At 28.1% G+C, this 18,923-nt stretch carries 16 protein-coding genes and 2 pseudogenes; 11 read left to right on the top strand and 7 right to left on the bottom strand.

Annotated elements, in window-relative coordinates:
- Positions 1–25: 25 nt before the first annotated feature.
- The 5 genes from ACQRC6_RS06000 to ACQRC6_RS05980 form a co-directional block, all read right to left on the bottom strand.
- A complete protein-coding gene (locus ACQRC6_RS06000; RefSeq protein WP_427848151.1) occupies positions 26–1,465 on the bottom strand; it encodes a bifunctional metallophosphatase/5'-nucleotidase in 1,440 nt (479 codons plus the stop codon).
- Complete coding sequence (phnE, locus tag ACQRC6_RS05995; RefSeq protein ID WP_293557674.1) at positions 1,462–2,274, bottom strand: phosphonate ABC transporter, permease protein PhnE; 813 nt, start codon at positions 2,272–2,274, stop codon at positions 1,462–1,464. Before phnE (ACQRC6_RS05995) ends, ACQRC6_RS06000 begins: the two co-directional genes overlap by 4 nt.
- Position 2,275: 1 nt before the next feature.
- Entirely contained in the window at positions 2,276–3,097 is an 822-nt protein-coding gene (gene phnE / locus ACQRC6_RS05990; RefSeq protein WP_427848150.1) for a phosphonate ABC transporter, permease protein PhnE, read from the bottom strand.
- Positions 3,094–3,858, bottom strand: a complete 765-nt coding sequence (gene phnC, locus ACQRC6_RS05985) for a phosphonate ABC transporter ATP-binding protein (protein WP_427848149.1) — start codon at positions 3,856–3,858, stop codon at positions 3,094–3,096. Before phnC ends, phnE (ACQRC6_RS05990) begins: the two co-directional genes overlap by 4 nt.
- Before the next feature lie 95 nt (positions 3,859–3,953).
- Complete coding sequence (locus tag ACQRC6_RS05980) at positions 3,954–4,994, bottom strand: phosphate/phosphite/phosphonate ABC transporter substrate-binding protein (protein ID WP_427848148.1); 1,041 nt, start codon at positions 4,992–4,994, stop codon at positions 3,954–3,956.
- 183 nt (positions 4,995–5,177) lie between these two features.
- Here ACQRC6_RS05980 and rlmD point away from each other — a divergent pair, with 183 nt between their 5' ends.
- The 10 genes and pseudogenes from rlmD to ACQRC6_RS05930 all read left to right on the top strand — a co-directional run bounded on the left by rlmD (position 5,178) and on the right by ACQRC6_RS05930 (position 16,813).
- Positions 5,178–6,506 (top strand): 23S rRNA (uracil(1939)-C(5))-methyltransferase RlmD, encoded by a 1,329-nt coding sequence (gene rlmD / locus ACQRC6_RS05975; protein ID WP_427848147.1) that lies wholly within the window; start codon positions 5,178–5,180, stop codon positions 6,504–6,506.
- A 311-nt stretch (positions 6,507–6,817) separates the two neighbouring features.
- Entirely contained in the window at positions 6,818–7,405 is a 588-nt protein-coding gene (locus tag ACQRC6_RS05970; protein ID WP_427848146.1) for a type IV toxin-antitoxin system AbiEi family antitoxin domain-containing protein, read from the top strand.
- Complete coding sequence (locus ACQRC6_RS05965) at positions 7,402–8,244, top strand: nucleotidyl transferase AbiEii/AbiGii toxin family protein (RefSeq protein WP_427848145.1); 843 nt, start codon at positions 7,402–7,404, stop codon at positions 8,242–8,244. The genes ACQRC6_RS05970 and ACQRC6_RS05965 overlap by 4 nt, the downstream gene beginning before the upstream one ends.
- Before the next feature lie 172 nt (positions 8,245–8,416).
- On the top strand, positions 8,417–9,598 hold the full coding sequence (locus tag ACQRC6_RS05960) for an FRG domain-containing protein (protein WP_427848144.1): 1,182 nt from the start codon (positions 8,417–8,419) through the stop codon (positions 9,596–9,598).
- Between the two features lie 85 nt (positions 9,599–9,683).
- Positions 9,684–10,073 (top strand): annotated as a pseudogene (locus tag ACQRC6_RS05955) (hypothetical protein); the annotation flags it as partial.
- A 129-nt stretch (positions 10,074–10,202) separates the two neighbouring features.
- Positions 10,203–10,406 (top strand): helix-turn-helix domain-containing protein, encoded by a 204-nt coding sequence (locus tag ACQRC6_RS05950; RefSeq protein ID WP_169969201.1) that lies wholly within the window; start codon positions 10,203–10,205, stop codon positions 10,404–10,406.
- On the top strand, positions 10,403–10,699 hold the full coding sequence (locus tag ACQRC6_RS05945) for a hypothetical protein (RefSeq protein ID WP_235932824.1): 297 nt from the start codon (positions 10,403–10,405) through the stop codon (positions 10,697–10,699). The genes ACQRC6_RS05950 and ACQRC6_RS05945 overlap by 4 nt, the downstream gene beginning before the upstream one ends.
- A 92-nt stretch (positions 10,700–10,791) precedes the next feature.
- On the top strand, positions 10,792–11,559 hold the full coding sequence (locus ACQRC6_RS05940) for a hypothetical protein (protein ID WP_427848143.1): 768 nt from the start codon (positions 10,792–10,794) through the stop codon (positions 11,557–11,559).
- A gap of 9 nt (positions 11,560–11,568) precedes the next feature.
- A pseudogene (locus ACQRC6_RS05935) lies at positions 11,569–13,011 on the top strand (LlaJI family restriction endonuclease).
- 46 nt (positions 13,012–13,057) lie between these two features.
- Positions 13,058–16,813: a hypothetical protein gene (locus ACQRC6_RS05930; RefSeq protein ID WP_427848142.1), complete on the top strand. Its 3,756-nt coding sequence runs from the start codon at positions 13,058–13,060 to the stop codon at positions 16,811–16,813.
- Between the two features lies 1 nt (position 16,814).
- Here ACQRC6_RS05930 and ACQRC6_RS05925 read toward each other — a convergent pair whose 3' ends face one another.
- Together ACQRC6_RS05925 and ACQRC6_RS05920 are read right to left on the bottom strand one after the other, a co-directional pair.
- Positions 16,815–18,146: a relaxase/mobilization nuclease domain-containing protein gene (locus ACQRC6_RS05925; protein ID WP_427848141.1), complete on the bottom strand. Its 1,332-nt coding sequence runs from the start codon at positions 18,144–18,146 to the stop codon at positions 16,815–16,817.
- Between the two features lies 1 nt (position 18,147).
- Positions 18,148–18,504 (bottom strand): plasmid mobilization protein, encoded by a 357-nt coding sequence (locus tag ACQRC6_RS05920; protein WP_427848140.1) that lies wholly within the window; start codon positions 18,502–18,504, stop codon positions 18,148–18,150.
- 284 nt (positions 18,505–18,788) lie between these two features.
- Here ACQRC6_RS05920 and ACQRC6_RS05915 point away from each other — a divergent pair.
- The coding region (locus ACQRC6_RS05915; RefSeq protein WP_427848178.1) for a TetR/AcrR family transcriptional regulator at positions 18,789–18,923 on the top strand (135 nt) is incomplete at its 3' end.

The raw sequence follows: 18,923 nt of genomic DNA, 5'->3' as shown, positions 1-18,923 counted from the left end.
ATATACTAAACTAAAAGTATTTTAATTATAAATTTCTAAAATAATTTAAAAGTATTTCTGATATTTCTTTGTCGTAGCTTTTTAATACTTTTAAATTTTTATACATATCAAAGCCGCCAGCACCTGTGGCTCTGTAATTATTCATGACAATAGAAAATTTGTCCTCATTTTTTATTTCTTTTTCCTTAAAATAAATTTTTCCAATTTTATTTCCATTTTCTTTTTTCAGATTTAGCTCAAAGTTTATGCCATAGAAAAAGTCAAAATTGTAATGTTCTTCCTTTGGTTCCAAAAATCTTTTTGCAATTTTATACTCTCCATTGTACTCGATGTATGTGTAGTTTTGTTCAAGGGCTTCGCGAAGAGTTTTGCCGTCAATTTCAAGGACAATTGCAGTGTTTGGAAATCTATAAGTATTTAGAACATCTCTTGTAGTTAAATTTTTCTTTAAACCTGATACTACATTGGCAAAGGATGTAATTGAAATGTCTGAAGATGTGTATTCCATCTGAATTTTATTTATTAAATCAGCTAAGGCAGAACCTTCTGTTGCCATTTTTATTTTATCTTCTGGGAGATAATCGCGAGATAATTTTGCAATTGGCATATCTAAGTAGTCTTGGACTTTTTCTTCAATGCTTTCATATTTTTTTATTAAATAATTTTCTTCTAGTTTTGGTTCAATAAAAGAGGCTGAAATTTTTTTATCCTCTGTATCTATTTCTATCACGGCTGCCTTTGCACCATTTGCAGGAGTTTCTATTGCAAAGGTATTACCTATCTTGCCAGATAGTTCCATGTGTTGATGTCCAGCTAAGATTAAATCATAGTCCAGTTCTTCTGCAATTTTTCCGCCTATATTTTCACTAGTATTGGAAAGTTTTTCGCCAGTTTTTAAATCAATTTCGTAGCCACCGTGATAAATTAAAATGTTAAAGTCTGTTTTTTCTTTTTTCAATATTTTTAAAACTTCTTTTGCAGTTTCAAAGGAATCTCTTATTTCAAAATTTTCTAAATTTTCTTTTCTTTCCCAAAGATTTACCCAGTCTGTTACAATTCCTACAATGCCGATTTTAAATCCATTAATTTCTTTTATTGCATAATTAGATAAATTTATTTCGCCACTTTTGTCGATAACATTGGCACAAAGTAATTTTCCACGCATATTTTTGGTGTAATTTTTTAGATAATCGTAGCCATAATTAAAATCGTGATTGCCAAGAGTATAGTAGTCTACATTTTGCATCATGTCGGCTAAAATTTCTGAGTTCATAAATTCTTTTACATAATATGCAAAGGATGAGCCTTGGAGAGTGTCGCCGCCATCGGTTAAAATTGTGAACTCGTCTTTTTTTATATTGTTTAAAAGAGAGAGATAGCCAATAGCTTTTCCCTCTCTATCTAAATAATCTGTGGGGAAAAAATATCCATGTAAATCCGATGTGTGAACTATTTTTATTTTCATTTTTCACCTACTAATTTTGCTCTAATTTTTGTTGAGAAAAATTCTATAAATAATACTAAGATTATTAATCCTAATAAAATTGCACCCACTTCTCGCCATTTGTATGAATTTATTGCAAACATAAGGGGAGAGCCAATTCCACCTGCACCAACAAGTCCTAGGACTGCAGCATCTCTTAAATTTATGTCGAAACGATAAATTGTAGTAGAGGCGAAGTTTGCCCATAGTTGAGGAATTATTCCAAAACGAATTTTTTGGAAAGTAGTTGCTCCAATTGAGGAGAAAGACTCTAATATGGACTTGTTTAAATTCATTATATTGTCGGAAAATAATTTTGTGAGCATGCCAATGGAGGTAAAGCTCATTGTCATAAGTCCAGCAAAGGGACCGGGACCTGTAACTCTAATAAACATAAGACCATAAACTATGGAAGGTATTGTCCTTATTAAAATTATAAGAAGTCTAACTACATAAGCAATTGGTGCTGCAACAATATTTGATGATGCTAAAAAGCTAAGGGGTATGGAAATTATTGAACCAACAAGTGTGCCCAAGAAGGCTATACATATTGTTTCTAGCAAAAGATAGGGAACGCCTTTTTTTGTCAAGCTAAATAGCATTTCTTTATTGGGATTTAAAATTCCCTTTATAATATTTTTTGCAACACTCATACCTTCATCAGTTGCAGATTCAAAATTAATTACAGATGAGGACCAAATTAGCATAAATAAAACTATGGCGACTATTAAAAAAATGTAGCCGTGATTTTTTGGTTCTGATTTTAGTTTTTGTATTACTTTTTCTGACATATTAATTCAACTTTCTTCTAAAGTGTGCACTGACATTTTCGATAATAAATACTGTTACAAGTAGCGTCAAAAGTATCATGCCCACGCGGTTGTAATCTCTCCAGTTAATATTTTCGTTTATTAGAAGTCCAAGTCCACCTGCACCTACATAACCAAGTATGGCAGCGTATCTAACATTTCCCTCAAAGTTATATAGTGCTGTTGAAAGGTAGAAGGGTAAGATTTCTGGAACAATGGATTTGAAAAAAGCCATAGTTCTTGTAAAACCCATGGAAATCATCGCCTCAAAGGCTCCCATATTAACTGTTTCGATTTGCTCATAAGTTAGCTTTCCCACATAGGAAAAGGAAAAAATAAAAATCGCAACTGTACCTGCAAAGGCACCAAGACCAAAGACATATGTTGCTATAAGTGCAGATACAAGTGTTGGGATTGTACGAAGCACTGAAAACAATAATTTTACAATCCAATTAATTATATTATTCTTCACCATATTATGTGCAGCCAAAAATGCAAAGGGAACAGACACCACTGCACCTAAAAAAGAACCAAGGAAGGACATTTTTATGGTATCTAATAGTGGTTGCACAACTGATGAGAAATAGGAAAAATTTGGCTGAAACATTGGAGATAGTATTGTAAAAAGCTTGTGGGTATTTTTCACAAGTATGCTAAGTGAAAATCCAGTGATTTTTACAGATACCATTGTAAACAATATTAGAATAATAATTATTGGAAGAGTAAATCCAGGATATTCATAAACTTCTCTCCCTGAAGGCATAACATATTTTTTGGGTTTAAAAATTTTATAGTAGAGGTTCATATTTCCTCCATTTTTAATTCTTCAAAGGAATCTCCGTAAATAGATTTTAAAATTTTGTCGTCAACATCCCTTGCCGGGCCATAAAAAATTATTTCACCATCACGGACTCCGAGGACTTTTGTAGCATATTCAAGGGCAAGCTCAACATGGTGAATGTTAAGAAGGATTGTAATGCCAAGCTTTTCATTAATCTTTTTAAAATAATCCATTACTTGTCTTGCAGTTACAGGGTCAAGACTGGCAACAGGTTCATCTGCCAATATAATGCTTGGATTTTGTACAAGAGTTCTAGCTAGGGCAACTCTTTGTTGTTGACCACCAGATAAATTGTCTGCCCTTTCAAAAGCTTTTTCCAATATATCAACTTGTTCCAGAGCTTCTAAAGCTTTTAACTTACATTCCTTTGGATAAATGCCTAGAATTGACTGAATTGGGTTTAAGTCGGGGACAAAGGATGACATTACATTTTTAATAACCGAAATTCTTTCAACTAAGTTAAAAGATTGGAAAATCATTCCAATATTTCTTCTGAATTTTCTAAGTTCCTTTCCCCTTAAACTTTTCACATCAACTCCATCCACAGTTAAAGTCCCAGAATTTATGTCGTGCATTTTATTTATAGTTCTAATTAGAGTAGATTTGCCGGCTCCACTTCGTCCTATTATGGCAACAAATTCGCCATCTTTTATAGTGAGATTAATGTTTTTTAGTGCCTTAAGTCCACCTGGATATACCTTATCCACATTTTTAAATTCAATCATAATACTCCCCATAAAAAAGAGCTTCTATCTGAAGCTCCTTCTTAATTTTTAATTCTTTAAAGCTTTGTAATAAATATTATATTAAATACAATGCATTAGTTTTTAAGATCTTTTAAAAGTTTTTGTGCTTCTCTTTCGCCATCGTAATCAGAATCTTTTGCAACTTGGTAGCCTTCGTGATTGTAAATTGAGATAATCTTTTTACCCTCATCAGTGTTTGCAATTTCAATGAAAGAATCGGAAAGAGCCTTTTTAAAGTCATCAGTCATAATTTCTGAGTTCTTAGAAACTGAAATTGTGTCGTTATAAATTTTGTCAGTAACGCCAATTACATTTGTTTCATCCCAGATAGATGCAGTTTTATTGAATTCACTTTGCCATTTTTCAGCATTATCCATTCTGACATCTGCAAAACCAACCATTACATCAACTTGACCAGAAGCAAGTCTAGCCATAGAAGATGGATAAGAATCAGCTTGAACAATTGAAGGAAGATCAGTTAATCCCTTTTTATAATTTTTTTGTAACCAAAGGTATGGATAGATATAGCCAGCAGAAGAAGATGAACCCATTACAGACCATTTAGCACTTGCAAGATCTTCCCAAGTTAATTTTTCGCCTTTATTTACCTTAGCTGCAAGTTCTTTACCTTTTTCAGAAGGTCCAGCAATTATAAGAGCTCTGTAGAAATTAACTTGATCGTCAATTTTTTCAGTTGGTTTTTTGTCGTTCCAATCCTTAGGATTTTCAGAATCAACAGAAAGACCCTTTCTAGTAGCAGTAAGAAGAACTTCAGCACCATCGTCATAGATTGCGTAAGTTCCACCAGGAATAAATCCAACGTCAACGCTTCCTGCACTTAAAGCCTCGCCAGTTGCTTCATAATTTGTACCAACTGTTATGTCAACATTTTTGACATCGTAACCTTTTTCAGCAAGCTTAGTCTTTAAGATTTCCTTTAAAGGTTCAGTTTGAGTAACAATTTCTTCAGGTTCCCTAGATGGAACAAATTGAATTTTCAAAGTTTCAATTGTCTTTGCGTTTCCTTCAGCCTTTGCCTCTTCCTTTTTATTACCACCACAAGCAGTAAGAGTCATTAGCATTGAAAGGAGTAATACTAACCATATTTTTTTCATACAATACCTCCGTAAATTTAATGGATAGCCAAAAATAAAATTCTGTCAAATTTATTATACCAAAAAAAGAAAAAATAAATATTAAAGTAGCATAAAAAATAAAAAATATTATGAAAATTATTTTAACTTATTAAATTGAGGAGAAATATATAATTTGATATAATTTTTTTAAGGAGTGAGGAAATGAGCATAATTGTTAAAATAGAAGAGTCAAGATTTCCCAATGTATCTAGGGCAAAGTTTGAAGATAGAAAATATGAATTTAAAGGCGGAATAATTGGGCAAACAGTTGAAATAAAACAAAAAGGCAAAAGATCTAAAAAAGCAAAATTATTAAATGTAATTGAAAAATCTGAAATAGAAAAAGGAATTCCATGCCCTCACTTTGAAAAATGCGGCGGATGCACATATCAAACGCTAAAATATGAAGATGAGCTAGAATATAAAAAAAAGTTGGTAGAAAAACTATTTAGAGAAAATGGAATAGAAAGAGAACTAGAAATAATACCATCGCCAGTACATAAATTTTACAGAAATAAAATGGAATACACCTTTGGCGATGAATACAAAGGAGGACCCCTTGCCCTTGGACTTCATGTAAAAAATAGATTTCATGAAATAATAAACACGACAGAATGTAACATCGTAGACGCAGACTTTAACAAAATTAGAAGTGAAGTTAGAAATTATTTTGAAAAATTAGGCGAAGTTCACTACAACAGAATGAAACACCAGGGATTCTTGCGCCATCTTTTAATAAGAAAAGCTACAAAAACTGGCGAGATAATGGTTTTACTTGCAACATCAACTCAAAGTGAATTAGACAAAGAAGCTTTTATAAAATTTTTACTTGAATTAGATCTTGATGGAGAAATCGTGAGTATTTTTCATGTAAAAAACGACGCATTATCAGATGCAATTGTGCCGGAAGAGATAAATTTAATCTATGGCAAAGACCATATTGAAGAAGAAGTCCTTGGACTAAAATTTAAAATAAGTCCCTTTTCATTTTTTCAAACCAACACAAAATCAGCAGAAGTTTTATATAAAATGGCACGCAAAAAAATTGACGCAAAGGACAAATTAGTCTTCGACCTATATTCAGGAACAGGCACAATTACACAAGTTTTAGCAGAATCTGCAAAAAAAGTAATTGGCGTAGAAATCGTGGAAGAAGCAGTAGATGCGGCAAGAGAAAATGCAGTCTTAAATAAAATCGACAATGTAGAATTTATAGCATCAGACGTCTTAAAAGTCCTAGATAGTTTAGAAAAGAATCCAGACTTAATAGTCTTAGATCCGCCAAGAGAAGGAATAAATCCAAAGGCAATAGAAAAAATAATTGACTTTGCACCAGAAAAATTTCTATATATATCCTGCAATCCAGTAACATTAGTAAGAGATTTAAAAGTATTTATAGAAAAGGGATACAAAATAGAAGAACTAGAAATAGTCGACCAATTCCCAAAAACATCTCATGTGGAGACTATAGCGTTGATACAAAAGATGTAAATTTAGAAATCCTGCATTTTAAGCAGTTTTATAAGCATTTTGTCTTTGATAAAGATGAAGAAGGATACGTCAAAAAGACTCAAAAAAACTACATGGACGTGAGAGTAGTTTTGAGACTAGTATGAGGAAACACAAAAAATTAGATAAACTCATTTTGTACTTTCTATAGAGTAGCTTAAAAGGCTGCTCTTTTTTATTAAAGGGAGTAATATTTCGTTACATCCTTTTTCAAAAAATGGAAAAGTCATAAGCAACTTTACATATTCGCTTTTATAACATATAATAAAAGCGTAAACGAGAGGAGGCGGACTATGAATACACTTAAAGAATATATACAAGAAAATTTAGTAATCACTAACAAAGAAGCAGAAGAACTTGGATATACTAGGCATAATTTATCAGAATTAACAAAGAGCGGACAATTAGAAAGATTAAGACCAGGACTATATCAATTAAAAGGAAAAGTAATAGACGATTTTGTTTTAATATCATCTAATAGTAATCGCATTATATTTTCCCATCAAACAGCCCTATACCTCCATGACCTATCCGATAGAACCCCAAATGTATTTCATATATCTGTACCCCAAGGCTACAATGCAAGCCATATCAAAAAGAGGTACGAAGATCTACAAGTTCACTATGTAAAAAAAGATTTATACGAACTAGGAAAGACAGAAATAAAATCACCACAAGGCAACCTTATCCCAGTTTACGATATCGAAAGAACAATTTGCGACATCATAATCGACAGAGAAAAAATAGATAAGCAAATTTTTACAGAAGCCATAAAAAGATACTTTAAATCACAAAATAAAAATCTAAGACGACTCATAAAATACAGTAGATTATTTAAAATAGAAAATGAAATTAGAAAATACATGGAGGTATTATCGTGATTAATATCGAGAGTATAAAGGGCAAGATAAGAAGCATGGCAGAGAAAAAAAATCTAAAGTCACAAGAAGTTCTGCAAATATATTTCTTCGAAAGATTTTTAGAAAGGCTATCCAAATCAAATTACAAAAATAATTTTGTAATAAAAGGAGGATTCCTAATATCTTCCTTAATTGGAATTGAAAATAGAACAACTATGGACATGGACACAACCATTAAAGGCATACCCCTAAAAGAAGAAAAAATAAAAGAAATCGTAGATGAAATTATAAATATCAATGTAGATGATGGAATAAGATTTGAAATAAAGGACATTAGCTATATTAGAGAAGAGGATGAGTACGAGAACTTTAGAATTTCATTAATAGCAAATGTTGGAAAAACTAAAAACCCAATGAAACTTGATCTAACAACAGGAGATGCAATAACACCAAGAGAAATAGAATACACCTATCCCTGTATCTTTAGCAAAGAAAATATAAAAATAATGGCATACCCATTAGAAACAATTTTAGCTGAAAAATACGAAACCATAATTAGAAGAAATATAACAACCACACGAATGAGAGACTTTTATGACCTATACACCCTCTACAAACTAAAAAAAGACCAGATAGATTATGAAATTTTAAAAGAAGCAATAGAGAGAACCTCAAAGAAAAGAGGAAGCCGGGAGATAATGCAAGACTATAAGGAAATAATCGAGGACATAAAAGAAGATTCATACCTAAGATCCTTGTGGGATGTATATCTCAGTGAAAATAAGTATATTGGAGATCTGACCTTTGATAAGGTAGTTGGTGTAGTGATAACTTTATCAAATAGAATTAGTGAGTTGTAATTTAACAGACACTGTCTGGAAAATTATAGACAAGAAAATATTAAAGACTAAAGAAGTCGAATTAATCTAATTCTTTTTTACCTTTTGATCAGAGTATTTAAAACTAAAAAATTGTATGTCAATTGTTCAGCCTAAGTAGATAATAAAAAAGTGTAAACAATAAGGAGGTAGTATGGAAGTATTAAGAGCTCGCAGTTTATATGATTATATTAAAATTCTTAAAGAAAAAAATTTATTGGATGCATATTTTAGGGGAGAATCTAGGAAATATACAAATATTGCAGCATCATGTTATAGAGATAATTTTAATGACTCAGATAGATCTATAATTGATGAGATGATAGATGAATATTTCTATGAGGTTAGTGCACAATTAAGTGATATTGAAAAGTCAAATTTTATATCTTATTCACAACACCATGGATTGCCTACAAATTTAATAGATATTACAAGTTCAGCTTTAGTAGCTTTATACTTTTCATGTTGTGATAACTTTGAATACACAGGATATATCCATGTATTTAAGAAAAATAATTTCATAAAATTTAGTGATGAAATTTCAGGAAGAAAAATACAATACTTTTATAATGATTTAATCGAACAAAATGAAACAAAAGTTATGTTTTATAATAAACTATTAAAATTTTATAAGAATAATAGAAAAGGATTCATAATTTCATTATCTAATAATTTAAATATGATCAAAGTTTTATTAAAAAAAAGTAAACACAATGCATATACGTCTGAAATAATAAAAGCTGTAGATTGGTATGATAAGGGAATTAAAGAAGGATACATTATGGATAGGCCAAATGAATTAAATCAAAGGCTACTTCAAGTATTTCTTAAAAACAAAAATGAAGAGTTGGATATGTGGAGGGATATTTTTTTCCAATTATCAAAATTAAAAAATTATTCATTTGAACTAAAAATACAGAAATTAGAAGATTATGTAATAATATATTTAACAACTTTTATTTATTTGTTAATTAAAAAGTATGGTAATAATATTTATGAAGTACCTGATTTTCCAATGATATTATATTACCCTAATATTAATTTTGATAGAATGACATTACAATCTGGTAGATTTATTTATCAAAATATTTTATATTCACCATTTAATATTTTGAATAGACAAGAAAAGAGGGACTATATACAGAAAATAGTTCCTGATATTTCCATAGAAATTGAAAATAAAATAGAAATTGTAAAAGATTTAGATTTATTAGGGATAAATAGAAAAAAATTATTTAACGATCCTGATAACATAGCTAAATATGTGTATAAAAAGAGTGAAGTAAGAAAATCAAAATATGAATTACTAGAAGATTTTTATATAGAAGAGGTATAAGAAATTATCCTTTTATATACATTTTAAATTAAACAAAGAAGATATTTAAAATTGAATCAACGTTGAAGTAAAATAGTATACTATAGAAAAGTTTAAAGTAAGTAATTTTTCAATCGTTTCAAAGGATGACGATGGGAATAAAGTTTATACCAATTGTTCAGCCTATGGAGATAAGACAAAAGATTTAGAGAACCTTAAACAAGGAGATTTTGTTAAAATATTTGGTCAAGTAAAAACAAGCGTTGATAACAACGGGAAGGAACATAAAAATGTTCGTATTTTGTCTTCTAAGCTCTTAAAAGCAAAAGAACAAGTAAAGGGTCAAGACAAGGATAAAAAGTCCATATTAGGGCAAATAAAAAGCTTTAAGACAGATGACAAAGCTAAGTCAACTAAGAAAGACCATAGTAAAGGCGCAGAGAGAAAAATAACGGCAGTCCGAAGACTGCCGTTATTTTTCTCTCATTTAAAGTGATATATCAAGTGATTGAAAATAGCCTATAGTTAATGTTATAATTAATTAATGTGTAATAACAAACATAAGTATATTTTAAATGTATATATGTACGAGATTAGCTATCAGAAAAATAATCTTGGAGGTTATATGGAATTAAGTTATAAAAGGTTATTTAAAAAACTTATCGATTTAGATATGCAACATAATGAGCTTATGGAGAAAGCTAATGTAAGTAGGAGTACATTTTATAAACTAAAGAATGGTGAGAATGTAACTACTGATGTTTTGCTCAGAATTTGTGATGCATTGGATTGCGACATATCAGACATTATGGAGTGTATTAAAAAATGATTGAAATAATAAATGGAGAATGTATAGAAGAATTGAGAAAGTTAGAATCATCTACAGTTGATTTAATTATTACAGATCCTCCATATAATATTGCCAATTTCATGAATGGTAGAGGTACAAATCTACAAAAAATGCGTTCGAATTTTTTTGGTGCTGCTGGTACAGGTAAAAGTTATAATTTAAATAGAGAAGCCCAGAAATACTTTGGGAATAACTATGAAAGAGTCACATTCCATCCAAATTATATGTATGGAAATTTTGTAGGTGCTCTTAAGCCGTTTCCAGTTATTTAAAAAATAAAGATGGTTCAATAAAGAAAGGTGAAGACGGAAATATTAAAGAGACCATAACTTATGAATACATTCCTGGAGTTTTAATTAGACAATTGATTAAAGCTTACAAGAATGAGGATACTAATTATCTTTTAATTGTTGAAGAAATTAAAAGAGCAAATGTAGCTGCTGTTTTAGGAGATATATTTCAACTATTAGATAGGGACTCTAACGGGAAAAGTGAGTATGAAATTACTACATCAAAAGAATTACAAGAATTCTTAAAAAAAGAGTTAGAGGGAGTTGAGCTATCTGAGAATATAAAAAATAAATTGGATGATGATTTTAGTAAGATATTTTTGCCAAGTAATTTCTATATATGGGATACAATGAATAGTGCGGATCAGGGGGTTATGCCCATGGATACAGCATTTAGGAGAAGATGGGAATTCACATATCTAGGAATTAATGATGCTTCCGATGCAAATAAAGAAGAATTTGAAAATTATAGATTTAAGATTAATTCAGATGAAACTGTTAATTGGGATCAGTTTAGGAGAAAATTGAATGAAAAACTTTCTCTTATTAATATCCCCGAAGATAAATTAATAAGACCATATTTTATTTCTAAATCAATACTAGAAGGAGACGATCTTAATAAACTCACAGAGACAATAAAGAATAAAGTCTTAATGTATTTATATGAAGATGCTGCTAAGGCATATAGACCAGATTTATTTACTGAAGGCAAGTTTTCTACTTACTCATCAGTTTGCAAAAATTTTGATGAAAATACTTTAAGTTTATTTAAAGGAAACTTAGATGTAGAGACTGAGAAAATATATAAAGACGACAATATACAAGATGATTTAAAAGAATAGGTTAATGTTATGAATATTCAAGTACTAAAAGAAATAAGACCATATTCTTTTATTGAATTAAAGACTATGTTTGGTAAGTCAAATGAAGAGACTAGAGAGATATTGAATTCTCTATCACTTATGAATATAGTTAGAAGACTTTCAAAAGACTTATCAAATGTTGAATTGTATGAGTTAATAGATTCAGAGAATCTTTCAGAGCTAAACTATCAAATGGAAGGTAATACTTATGTTTTTAAGTTTGTAGGTATTATTGTAGTATCTGATATTTGTTTAATATTATATCCTAAATATTTTGATAATTATTTAAAAGATCCAAAAAATAATTTTAAAATATTAAAAAAACTAATATCTGTAATTAGAAAATATGAATCTAAAGAGCAATCAATAGGTTTAGATGGCCATTTAAATAACGAAAAATTTAATTTGCTATCCTTAGTTTTGGAAATGATTGATATTTATCATGAATATGGCTTATATAGTAATGACAAACAAATAATTGAATACAATGGAGACGGTGAGATATTATGGGAAAAAACAATAAACGAGAGTACAGCATATTTTTCTAATAATTTACCTATATATTTAGATACATTTACAACAAATCAAGAAAACAATGAACAGGATTATTTTAGAAGGTTGCATGCCGCTATTTTGACAGAGTCTTGTGAAAAACTAAAAGATATTTTAACGATTTTAGAAATTAATCAAGTAAATATAAGTTCCGAAGGCTTAGAAAAATTTGGGACAAAAGATTATATTTTATATAAATTAAATCAAGAACTATCTACTCAATTTATAACTCATAAGCAAGATATATTAAAATTACCTAGTAGATTTATTCAAGAAGATACAAGTAAGACTGTATCAAATAAAATATCATTCGTAGGCACGAATAGTTTTAATTTAGTTTGAGAAGATGTTTGTTCAGTTGTTTTTGATGATTCACTTGATAAATCATTAAAAGAAATTGGATTACAATATTCAAGATTTGATAAACAGTCAATGTTACTTTCAGATGTTATAACAAAGCCTAAATGGCTTCATAAGGAATCAAACGTTACACACACTGCTTCGAAGACATTAATTCCTGATATTATCTCAATTAATAACGATACACTTTCCATATACGACGCTAAGTATTATAAAATTATTTTGAATGAAGATGAATTAAAGAATAATCCAGGAGTAGGAGATGTAACCAAACAATATTTATACGAGTTAGCCTATAAAGAATTTGCTTTAGAAAATAATTTAAATATAAATAGAAATGCTTTTTTAATGCCAACGGAAGAAGATAAAGCAATTAGGTTAGGGACAGTATCTATGGAATTATTTAAAATCTATAATCAACTCAATTTCAATGATATAGAAGTAATACTTTTACCACATGAGAAAATATATGATAGCTATCTAGAAAATGTAAAATTAGATAACAATGAGATTTTCTGATTATGGATTTTATTTATAGTCGATTAGTAAGTACTGGAGGTGAAAAATGAAGGATAATATTAATTATAAATTTCATAAATTAACGCCAACTAAGGTAGATATAAATTCAGAGTCTTATAGAATAATAGAAAAAGCATTGAATCAAGCATATGATGATAATGATATAAAAAATATTGCTATAACTGGAATTTATGGTTCTGGTAAAAGTAGCATATTAAAAACATATTATTCAACAAATTTTAAAAAGAGTGAGCTTATAAATGTATCTATAGCTGATTTTGATTCATATTTGGATCAAAACAGTAAAAAAAATGATAATCACAAAGACAATAAAGAGGATGAAGATAATAGTAATAATGATTTATCTACTAATTATTTAAACAATGCCAATCGAATAAAATCTGCTGAGAAACAAATTATTAATCAAATCCTTTATCAAATACCTTCAAACAAAATACCTTTGAGTAAGTTTAAAGTAAAAAATAAAAGAAAAATTAGGGACATTTCATTTTTTTCTACATGTTTAATATTAGTAATTCTTGGGATATTAATGTCACTAAAAATAGAATTTATATATAGCTATTTTTATAAGTTGCTAGCTTTTAGTAATTTAAATAATGTAAATAATATAAAACCAAAATTTTTTATAGACAGTTTTATTATATTTTCTATATTATTTCCACTAATTTCATTGAGTATATGGTTAGGTCGTAGAGTATCGATTAAACTAAATAAATTTAATTTTAAGGGTGCAGAATCTGAATTAATAGAAAATGACAATACCAATATTTTAGATCAAGAAGCAAGAGAACTTGTTTATTTGATATGGTCTTCTGGGGTTAAAACAGTTATATTTGAGGATTTAGATAGATTTAATGATATATCTATATTTGTAAGATTGAGGGAAATAAATAGCTTGATAAATTTTAAATCTGAAGAAACTGTTAGATTTATTTATGTAATTAGAGATGATTTATTTGAGTCGAAAGATAGAGTCAAATTTTTTGATTTAATAATTCCGGTTATACCATCTATGACATCTAAAAACTCAAAGGGAAAAATATTGGACATATTTGGTGATATAGAAGATAAATTTAGTATATCAAAAAAAGTTTTACTAGGATTATCATTATATATAGATGATATGAGGTTATTATATTCAATTAGAAATGAATATGAAATTTATTCAAAAAGTATAGATATAGATAAAAACGCTGATGAAATTTTTTCCTTAATTGTTTTAAAAAATATATTTCCAAAAGAATATGAAGAATTAGAAAGAGATAGAGGATACTTATATGAAATTTTAAATAAGCGAGAATCTTTAAATACTATATATAAAAAATCACTACAGACAAAAATTAAAGAAAAAGAAGAATTGAAAAAATTGATAGTTAAAAGAGTTTCTGACTTTTTAGCAGTGAATATTCCTAAAAATTACAGATTTGATAATGCAAATAACGATTCATATGGAAAAATAATGTATGAATGGAGTAGAAATAAAAATAAAGATTATTTGATTTATAATGGTAATTATGGATCTAACTATAAGTATAGTTCATTCATAGGTGAATTATGTAAACATGATGATAGTTTGAAAAATAGATTAGAAGAAATAGATTACGATGATATTTATATTAAAATTGATAGTTTAAGTGATGAAATTGATAATTTAAATAAGAAAATCAATATGAGAAATTCTAGTCAAATGAGTTATCTACTCAATCAATTAAGTGATGAGGGTTTGATGGATTTTTTTGAAGAAAATGATGAAGTATATAATCTTATAACTAAGGACCACTATTTTCCGTTAATTAGATATCTATTATTAACAGGATTAGTAGATGAAAATTATTGGAGATATAAAGGGTTTTTCTATGATAGTGATATAGGAAGAAATGACAACATTTATATAAGTAGAGTTTTATCTGGTAAAAATATTGAAAACAATTTTAAATTGGAAAAGCCCAATTTTGTATTAGAATATTTAAAATTAGATGATTATTCTAGGAAGGATATTGTTAATTATGATTTGATAGATCTATTAATTTCAACAGATAAAGATAAAGAACTTTACGAAGTATTTAAAGTGATTTTACAAAATAATGACCAAGAAGCTATTGAATATATTAATAGTTATGAATATACGATATTAAAAAAGTTTACTTTCTTAATATCAAAGTCGGATTTTTCGGGATTGTGGTTAAATCTTAAAAATCAAGTTATTCCAAAAGAACTTAAATTAAAATTTATTGGGTTAATCTGTTTAAATGAAAATATAGAAACTAACGAAGAATTTAAGGAATATGTAGAGAATAATAGTAATATTTTAGAGTTAAGTTATTTAGAAGAAAAACAAGAGATGCTTAGAGCTATTAAGGCTTTAGATGTCAAATTCACAGATGTTTCAAATATTGAAATAGATGCCAATATAGCAAAATTTATTTTGGATAATAATATGTTTAATTTAAATCTTGATAATGTAATTAATTTATTATCAGTGTATTTAAATAAAAATAAAGATGATATTTCAAAAGGGTTATTCAGATACATGTATGATGATTCTTTATTGTTAGATAGTTTAAGGGAAGTAGTAATATCTAATATTGATAATTTTATTGAAAATTATAATGAATTTGTTCAAAAAAACAAGATAAACTCAAATACAGGGGAATTAGCATTTTTAGAAATATTAAAATCAAATTTAAATGATGATTATAAAAAAATATTTATAAAAAATGAAGAAACAGTTATTGAAAATATAAGTAGTCTAAAATCAGATAAAATATTAATTGATTTAGCTGATAATGATTTAATACAGTATAACGAAAACAATATTCTTGAATTTTACAATAATACAAAAAAAGTAAATCCAATAATAAATATTATAAATTTAAATTATCATTTAGAATTTGAATTGCCTAATGAAATGTATATAGATCTTATAAACTCAAGCTTATTAAATTATGATTTGTTTAAAAAAGTTATATACAAAGTATCCAACAGTATTAATAGTTTATCTAATGATTTAAGTGGGGAAAAATATAAGTTACTTCTAAAAAATAACTTAATAAAGTTTAATATTGATAATTTCGAGACATTTCTAAATATAGAAGAACTAAATTTAATTGTATACTATATGGATAGCATAATAAAACAGAATGTAACATCAGAAGAATTAATTGATTTTATGAATGAAAATGGAATCATTAAAAAGCTATCTAAAGAAACAGTTATTGAAGTTTTAAATAAAAAACTGTTAGATGATGATTCGACTATTCGTCTAATTGAAGAGTATAAAGTAAATGTTTCGTTATTTGACATAGATGAAGCTAGTTTAAATGTGAGGGATTACGTTCTTAATAATTGGTTTGCGAAGGAAGATTATGAAAGAATAATTATTGAAGTTGAGAATTTTGATTTATGGAAGGAATTTATTAATAAAATTAACGAAAATCCTAGTGAATGGAACGAAGTGATGGATAATAAATTAACAGAGAATTTTATAGATAAAATTATAATAGATGATAATATTTATGTAAGCTTTAAAATAGATTTATTAAATAAAATTATTAGAGATAAAAATTATGTGTTTAAATGGAAAGAATGGATTTCATTAATTCCTAATATTCAAGAAATAGCTAGAGTTTTTGATGGTGGTATGCCAACTTTCGAATCTGAATATGAATCCTCTATTTCAAATTCCCTTGAAAGCATAGATGTAGTAACAATGAGAACAGATGGTAGATTAAATTTAAAACCAAATGAGTATAAAAAACTTGAAAAGAGAGGTAAAAATTAACTTACCTCTCTACTTCCTTTCCATAATAATTTTCATAGTTTTTCCTATACTGAACAAGGTCAGAAAATTGTTCTTTATTCAAAGAATACTCTTGCATAAGGGTGTTCTTTTTTTCTTGCAATTTATCGAGGTTTGATAGTATTTCTTTTGTATTTGGTAGTTTTTTATAGTTTTCTAAAATTTCTTTAGCGGCTATTTTATATACGGAAAGTTCACTATAATATTCTTCTGCAAATTGTTTATCTTCAGGATTTTTCTTGTGGTATTTGTAGATTTCACGATACTTATTTATAGTATTTATATTTTCCATATCTTGAGATAAACCATTCATCTTAGTTTCAATTTTCTTTATTTTATCTAATAAGTCTTGCCTATCATCAGCAGATTTTTTGATTAGATCATCGAGTTGAGTAATTGAATTAATGCCTTGTTCTCTTAATATTATTATTGAATCTGCCATTGTTTTGATATTATGTTTTCTTGCCCAAACTTCATAACCTTTTGAGGATTGAGCTTTTTTATTAGTAGATATATCAATAACATTTCCTACTCGCTTTTTAATAGGATTAGCTTTATTTTTGATAGCTAAATCTATTCTTTCTTTGATTTTTTCTTCGGTATAATCTTCCCCGATAGTCTTCGCTCTTGAAAATCTTTGCTTATCTTTATGACGAAAAGCAATGTGTTTACTAAACTTAATTTCATAATCAAGAGATTTCATATTTTCTAAAAACTCTTCCCAAGATTTAGACTTATTAATCATTCTATCTATATCAAATTGAAGTTTAGACTTCCAAGAATTTCCTTTCTTGTTTTGGTCATATTCGTACCAAGATTTACCAGCAGTTTTATATTTTCTCTTGTAAGCTTCATAATATTCATCAATGACTGAAAGCTTATTTTCTTTACATAATTCGTCACTTTGATACCTGATTTTATGGTAAGATTTTTTATTAGATTGGTAGCATTTACCAGTCTTGTAATTAACATTATTAAAAATAATATGGTTATGGATATGCCCTCTATCTATATGAGTTGCAAGAACAAATTCATAATCTTCTTTTAAAATTTTCTTACATAATTCCATTCCAATTTCGTGAGCTTTTATAGGATCAACCTCTCCTGGTAGAAAAGATTGGATTAAATGTCTAGCCAAAACTGTCCCCTTAGTATCGTTATCTTCTCGTGTTTTCATAAATTGAATATGAGCAGTAGATGGATGACATTTGAATGAAGATACTAAGACTTTTTCATCAGTTTTTTCACTCTTAGTTATATAATCTATTGCCAAATTTAGAGTTGATTTTATAGGATGTATTTTTGTAATTGCCATACTAATCACCAGAACTTTCTTTTGATTTATTAAGAAGTAGGGAATGGATCTGCCATATTTCTCTTGATAATTTTTCTATCTGCTTATTCATAGATTCAATTTCATTTTTGTAAATAATACCAGTTGTATTAGTAGCTTTTGCGATCTGGTTTATATTATTTGTTGCATTTGAAAGTAGCCATTGGAGATCTCTAAATGGTTCTAGGTCTACAATATAAATTTCTTTTTCCAACACACATTTCCTAAGAAAGTGGGACATAGTTTTACAATTTGCAAGTTTCATTTTCTTTTCAAAAACTTCTTTTTCTTCTTTAGTAAGTTTAATTTCTATTCTTTCATTTCTAAATCTATTTGCCATTTTATTCTCCTTTATAAAATATATTTCGGGGTCTTAGGGTTCTCCCTAACAAGGTAAAAATTAAAAAAATGGAGCATTCCGTAAAGGTCTGCTCCATTAATTTTTTCGTAAGTGTCCGTACACTTACTGTGCTTGCTATTAAAGTTATAAGCGTAAAGCGTTTTATTCATAGTATATAAAATTATACCGTACTCAGAATATAAATTCAGGGCACTATTGACAAAAGTATAAGAAAATGATAATCTTTATTAAAGAACGAGTGTCGGTCAATAGGTGGTGAGGTTTTGGTAAAGAGAAATGTAAAAGATCCAGAAGAAAGAAAACAGGAGCTTATAAACATAGCATCCAGACTTTTCGAGAAATATGGGTATGAGAAAGTTTCTGTTAGAGATATTCTCGCAGAAGTTAACGGAGCGCCG

It is taken from the genome of Peptoniphilus sp. SGI.035 (assembly GCF_050315115.1).
Classification (GTDB): domain Bacteria; phylum Bacillota; class Clostridia; order Tissierellales; family Peptoniphilaceae; genus Peptoniphilus_A.
This window is presented reverse-complemented; position numbering and strand designations above follow the sequence as displayed.

Coding starts and splice junctions, on each gene's coding strand:
- phnE (WP_427848150.1), bottom strand. CDS start 3,097: ATGAACCTCTACTATAAAATTTTTAAACCCAAAAAATATGTTATGCCT.
- rlmD (WP_427848147.1), top strand. CDS start 5,178: ATGAGCATAATTGTTAAAATAGAAGAGTCAAGATTTCCCAATGTATCT.
- ACQRC6_RS05960 (WP_427848144.1), top strand. CDS start 8,417: ATGGAAGTATTAAGAGCTCGCAGTTTATATGATTATATTAAAATTCTT.
- ACQRC6_RS05945 (WP_235932824.1), top strand. CDS start 10,403: ATGATTGAAATAATAAATGGAGAATGTATAGAAGAATTGAGAAAGTTA.
- ACQRC6_RS06000 (WP_427848151.1), bottom strand. CDS start 1,465: ATGAAAATAAAAATAGTTCACACATCGGATTTACATGGATATTTTTTC.
- ACQRC6_RS05970 (WP_427848146.1), top strand. CDS start 6,818: ATGAATACACTTAAAGAATATATACAAGAAAATTTAGTAATCACTAAC.
- ACQRC6_RS05930 (WP_427848142.1), top strand. CDS start 13,058: ATGAAGGATAATATTAATTATAAATTTCATAAATTAACGCCAACTAAG.
- phnE (WP_293557674.1), bottom strand. CDS start 2,274: ATGTCAGAAAAAGTAATACAAAAACTAAAATCAGAACCAAAAAATCAC.
- ACQRC6_RS05950 (WP_169969201.1), top strand. CDS start 10,203: ATGGAATTAAGTTATAAAAGGTTATTTAAAAAACTTATCGATTTAGAT.
- phnC (WP_427848149.1), bottom strand. CDS start 3,858: ATGATTGAATTTAAAAATGTGGATAAGGTATATCCAGGTGGACTTAAG.
- ACQRC6_RS05925 (WP_427848141.1), bottom strand. CDS start 18,146: ATGGCAATTACAAAAATACATCCTATAAAATCAACTCTAAATTTGGCA.
- ACQRC6_RS05980 (WP_427848148.1), bottom strand. CDS start 4,994: ATGAAAAAAATATGGTTAGTATTACTCCTTTCAATGCTAATGACTCTT.
- ACQRC6_RS05920 (WP_427848140.1), bottom strand. CDS start 18,504: ATGGCAAATAGATTTAGAAATGAAAGAATAGAAATTAAACTTACTAAA.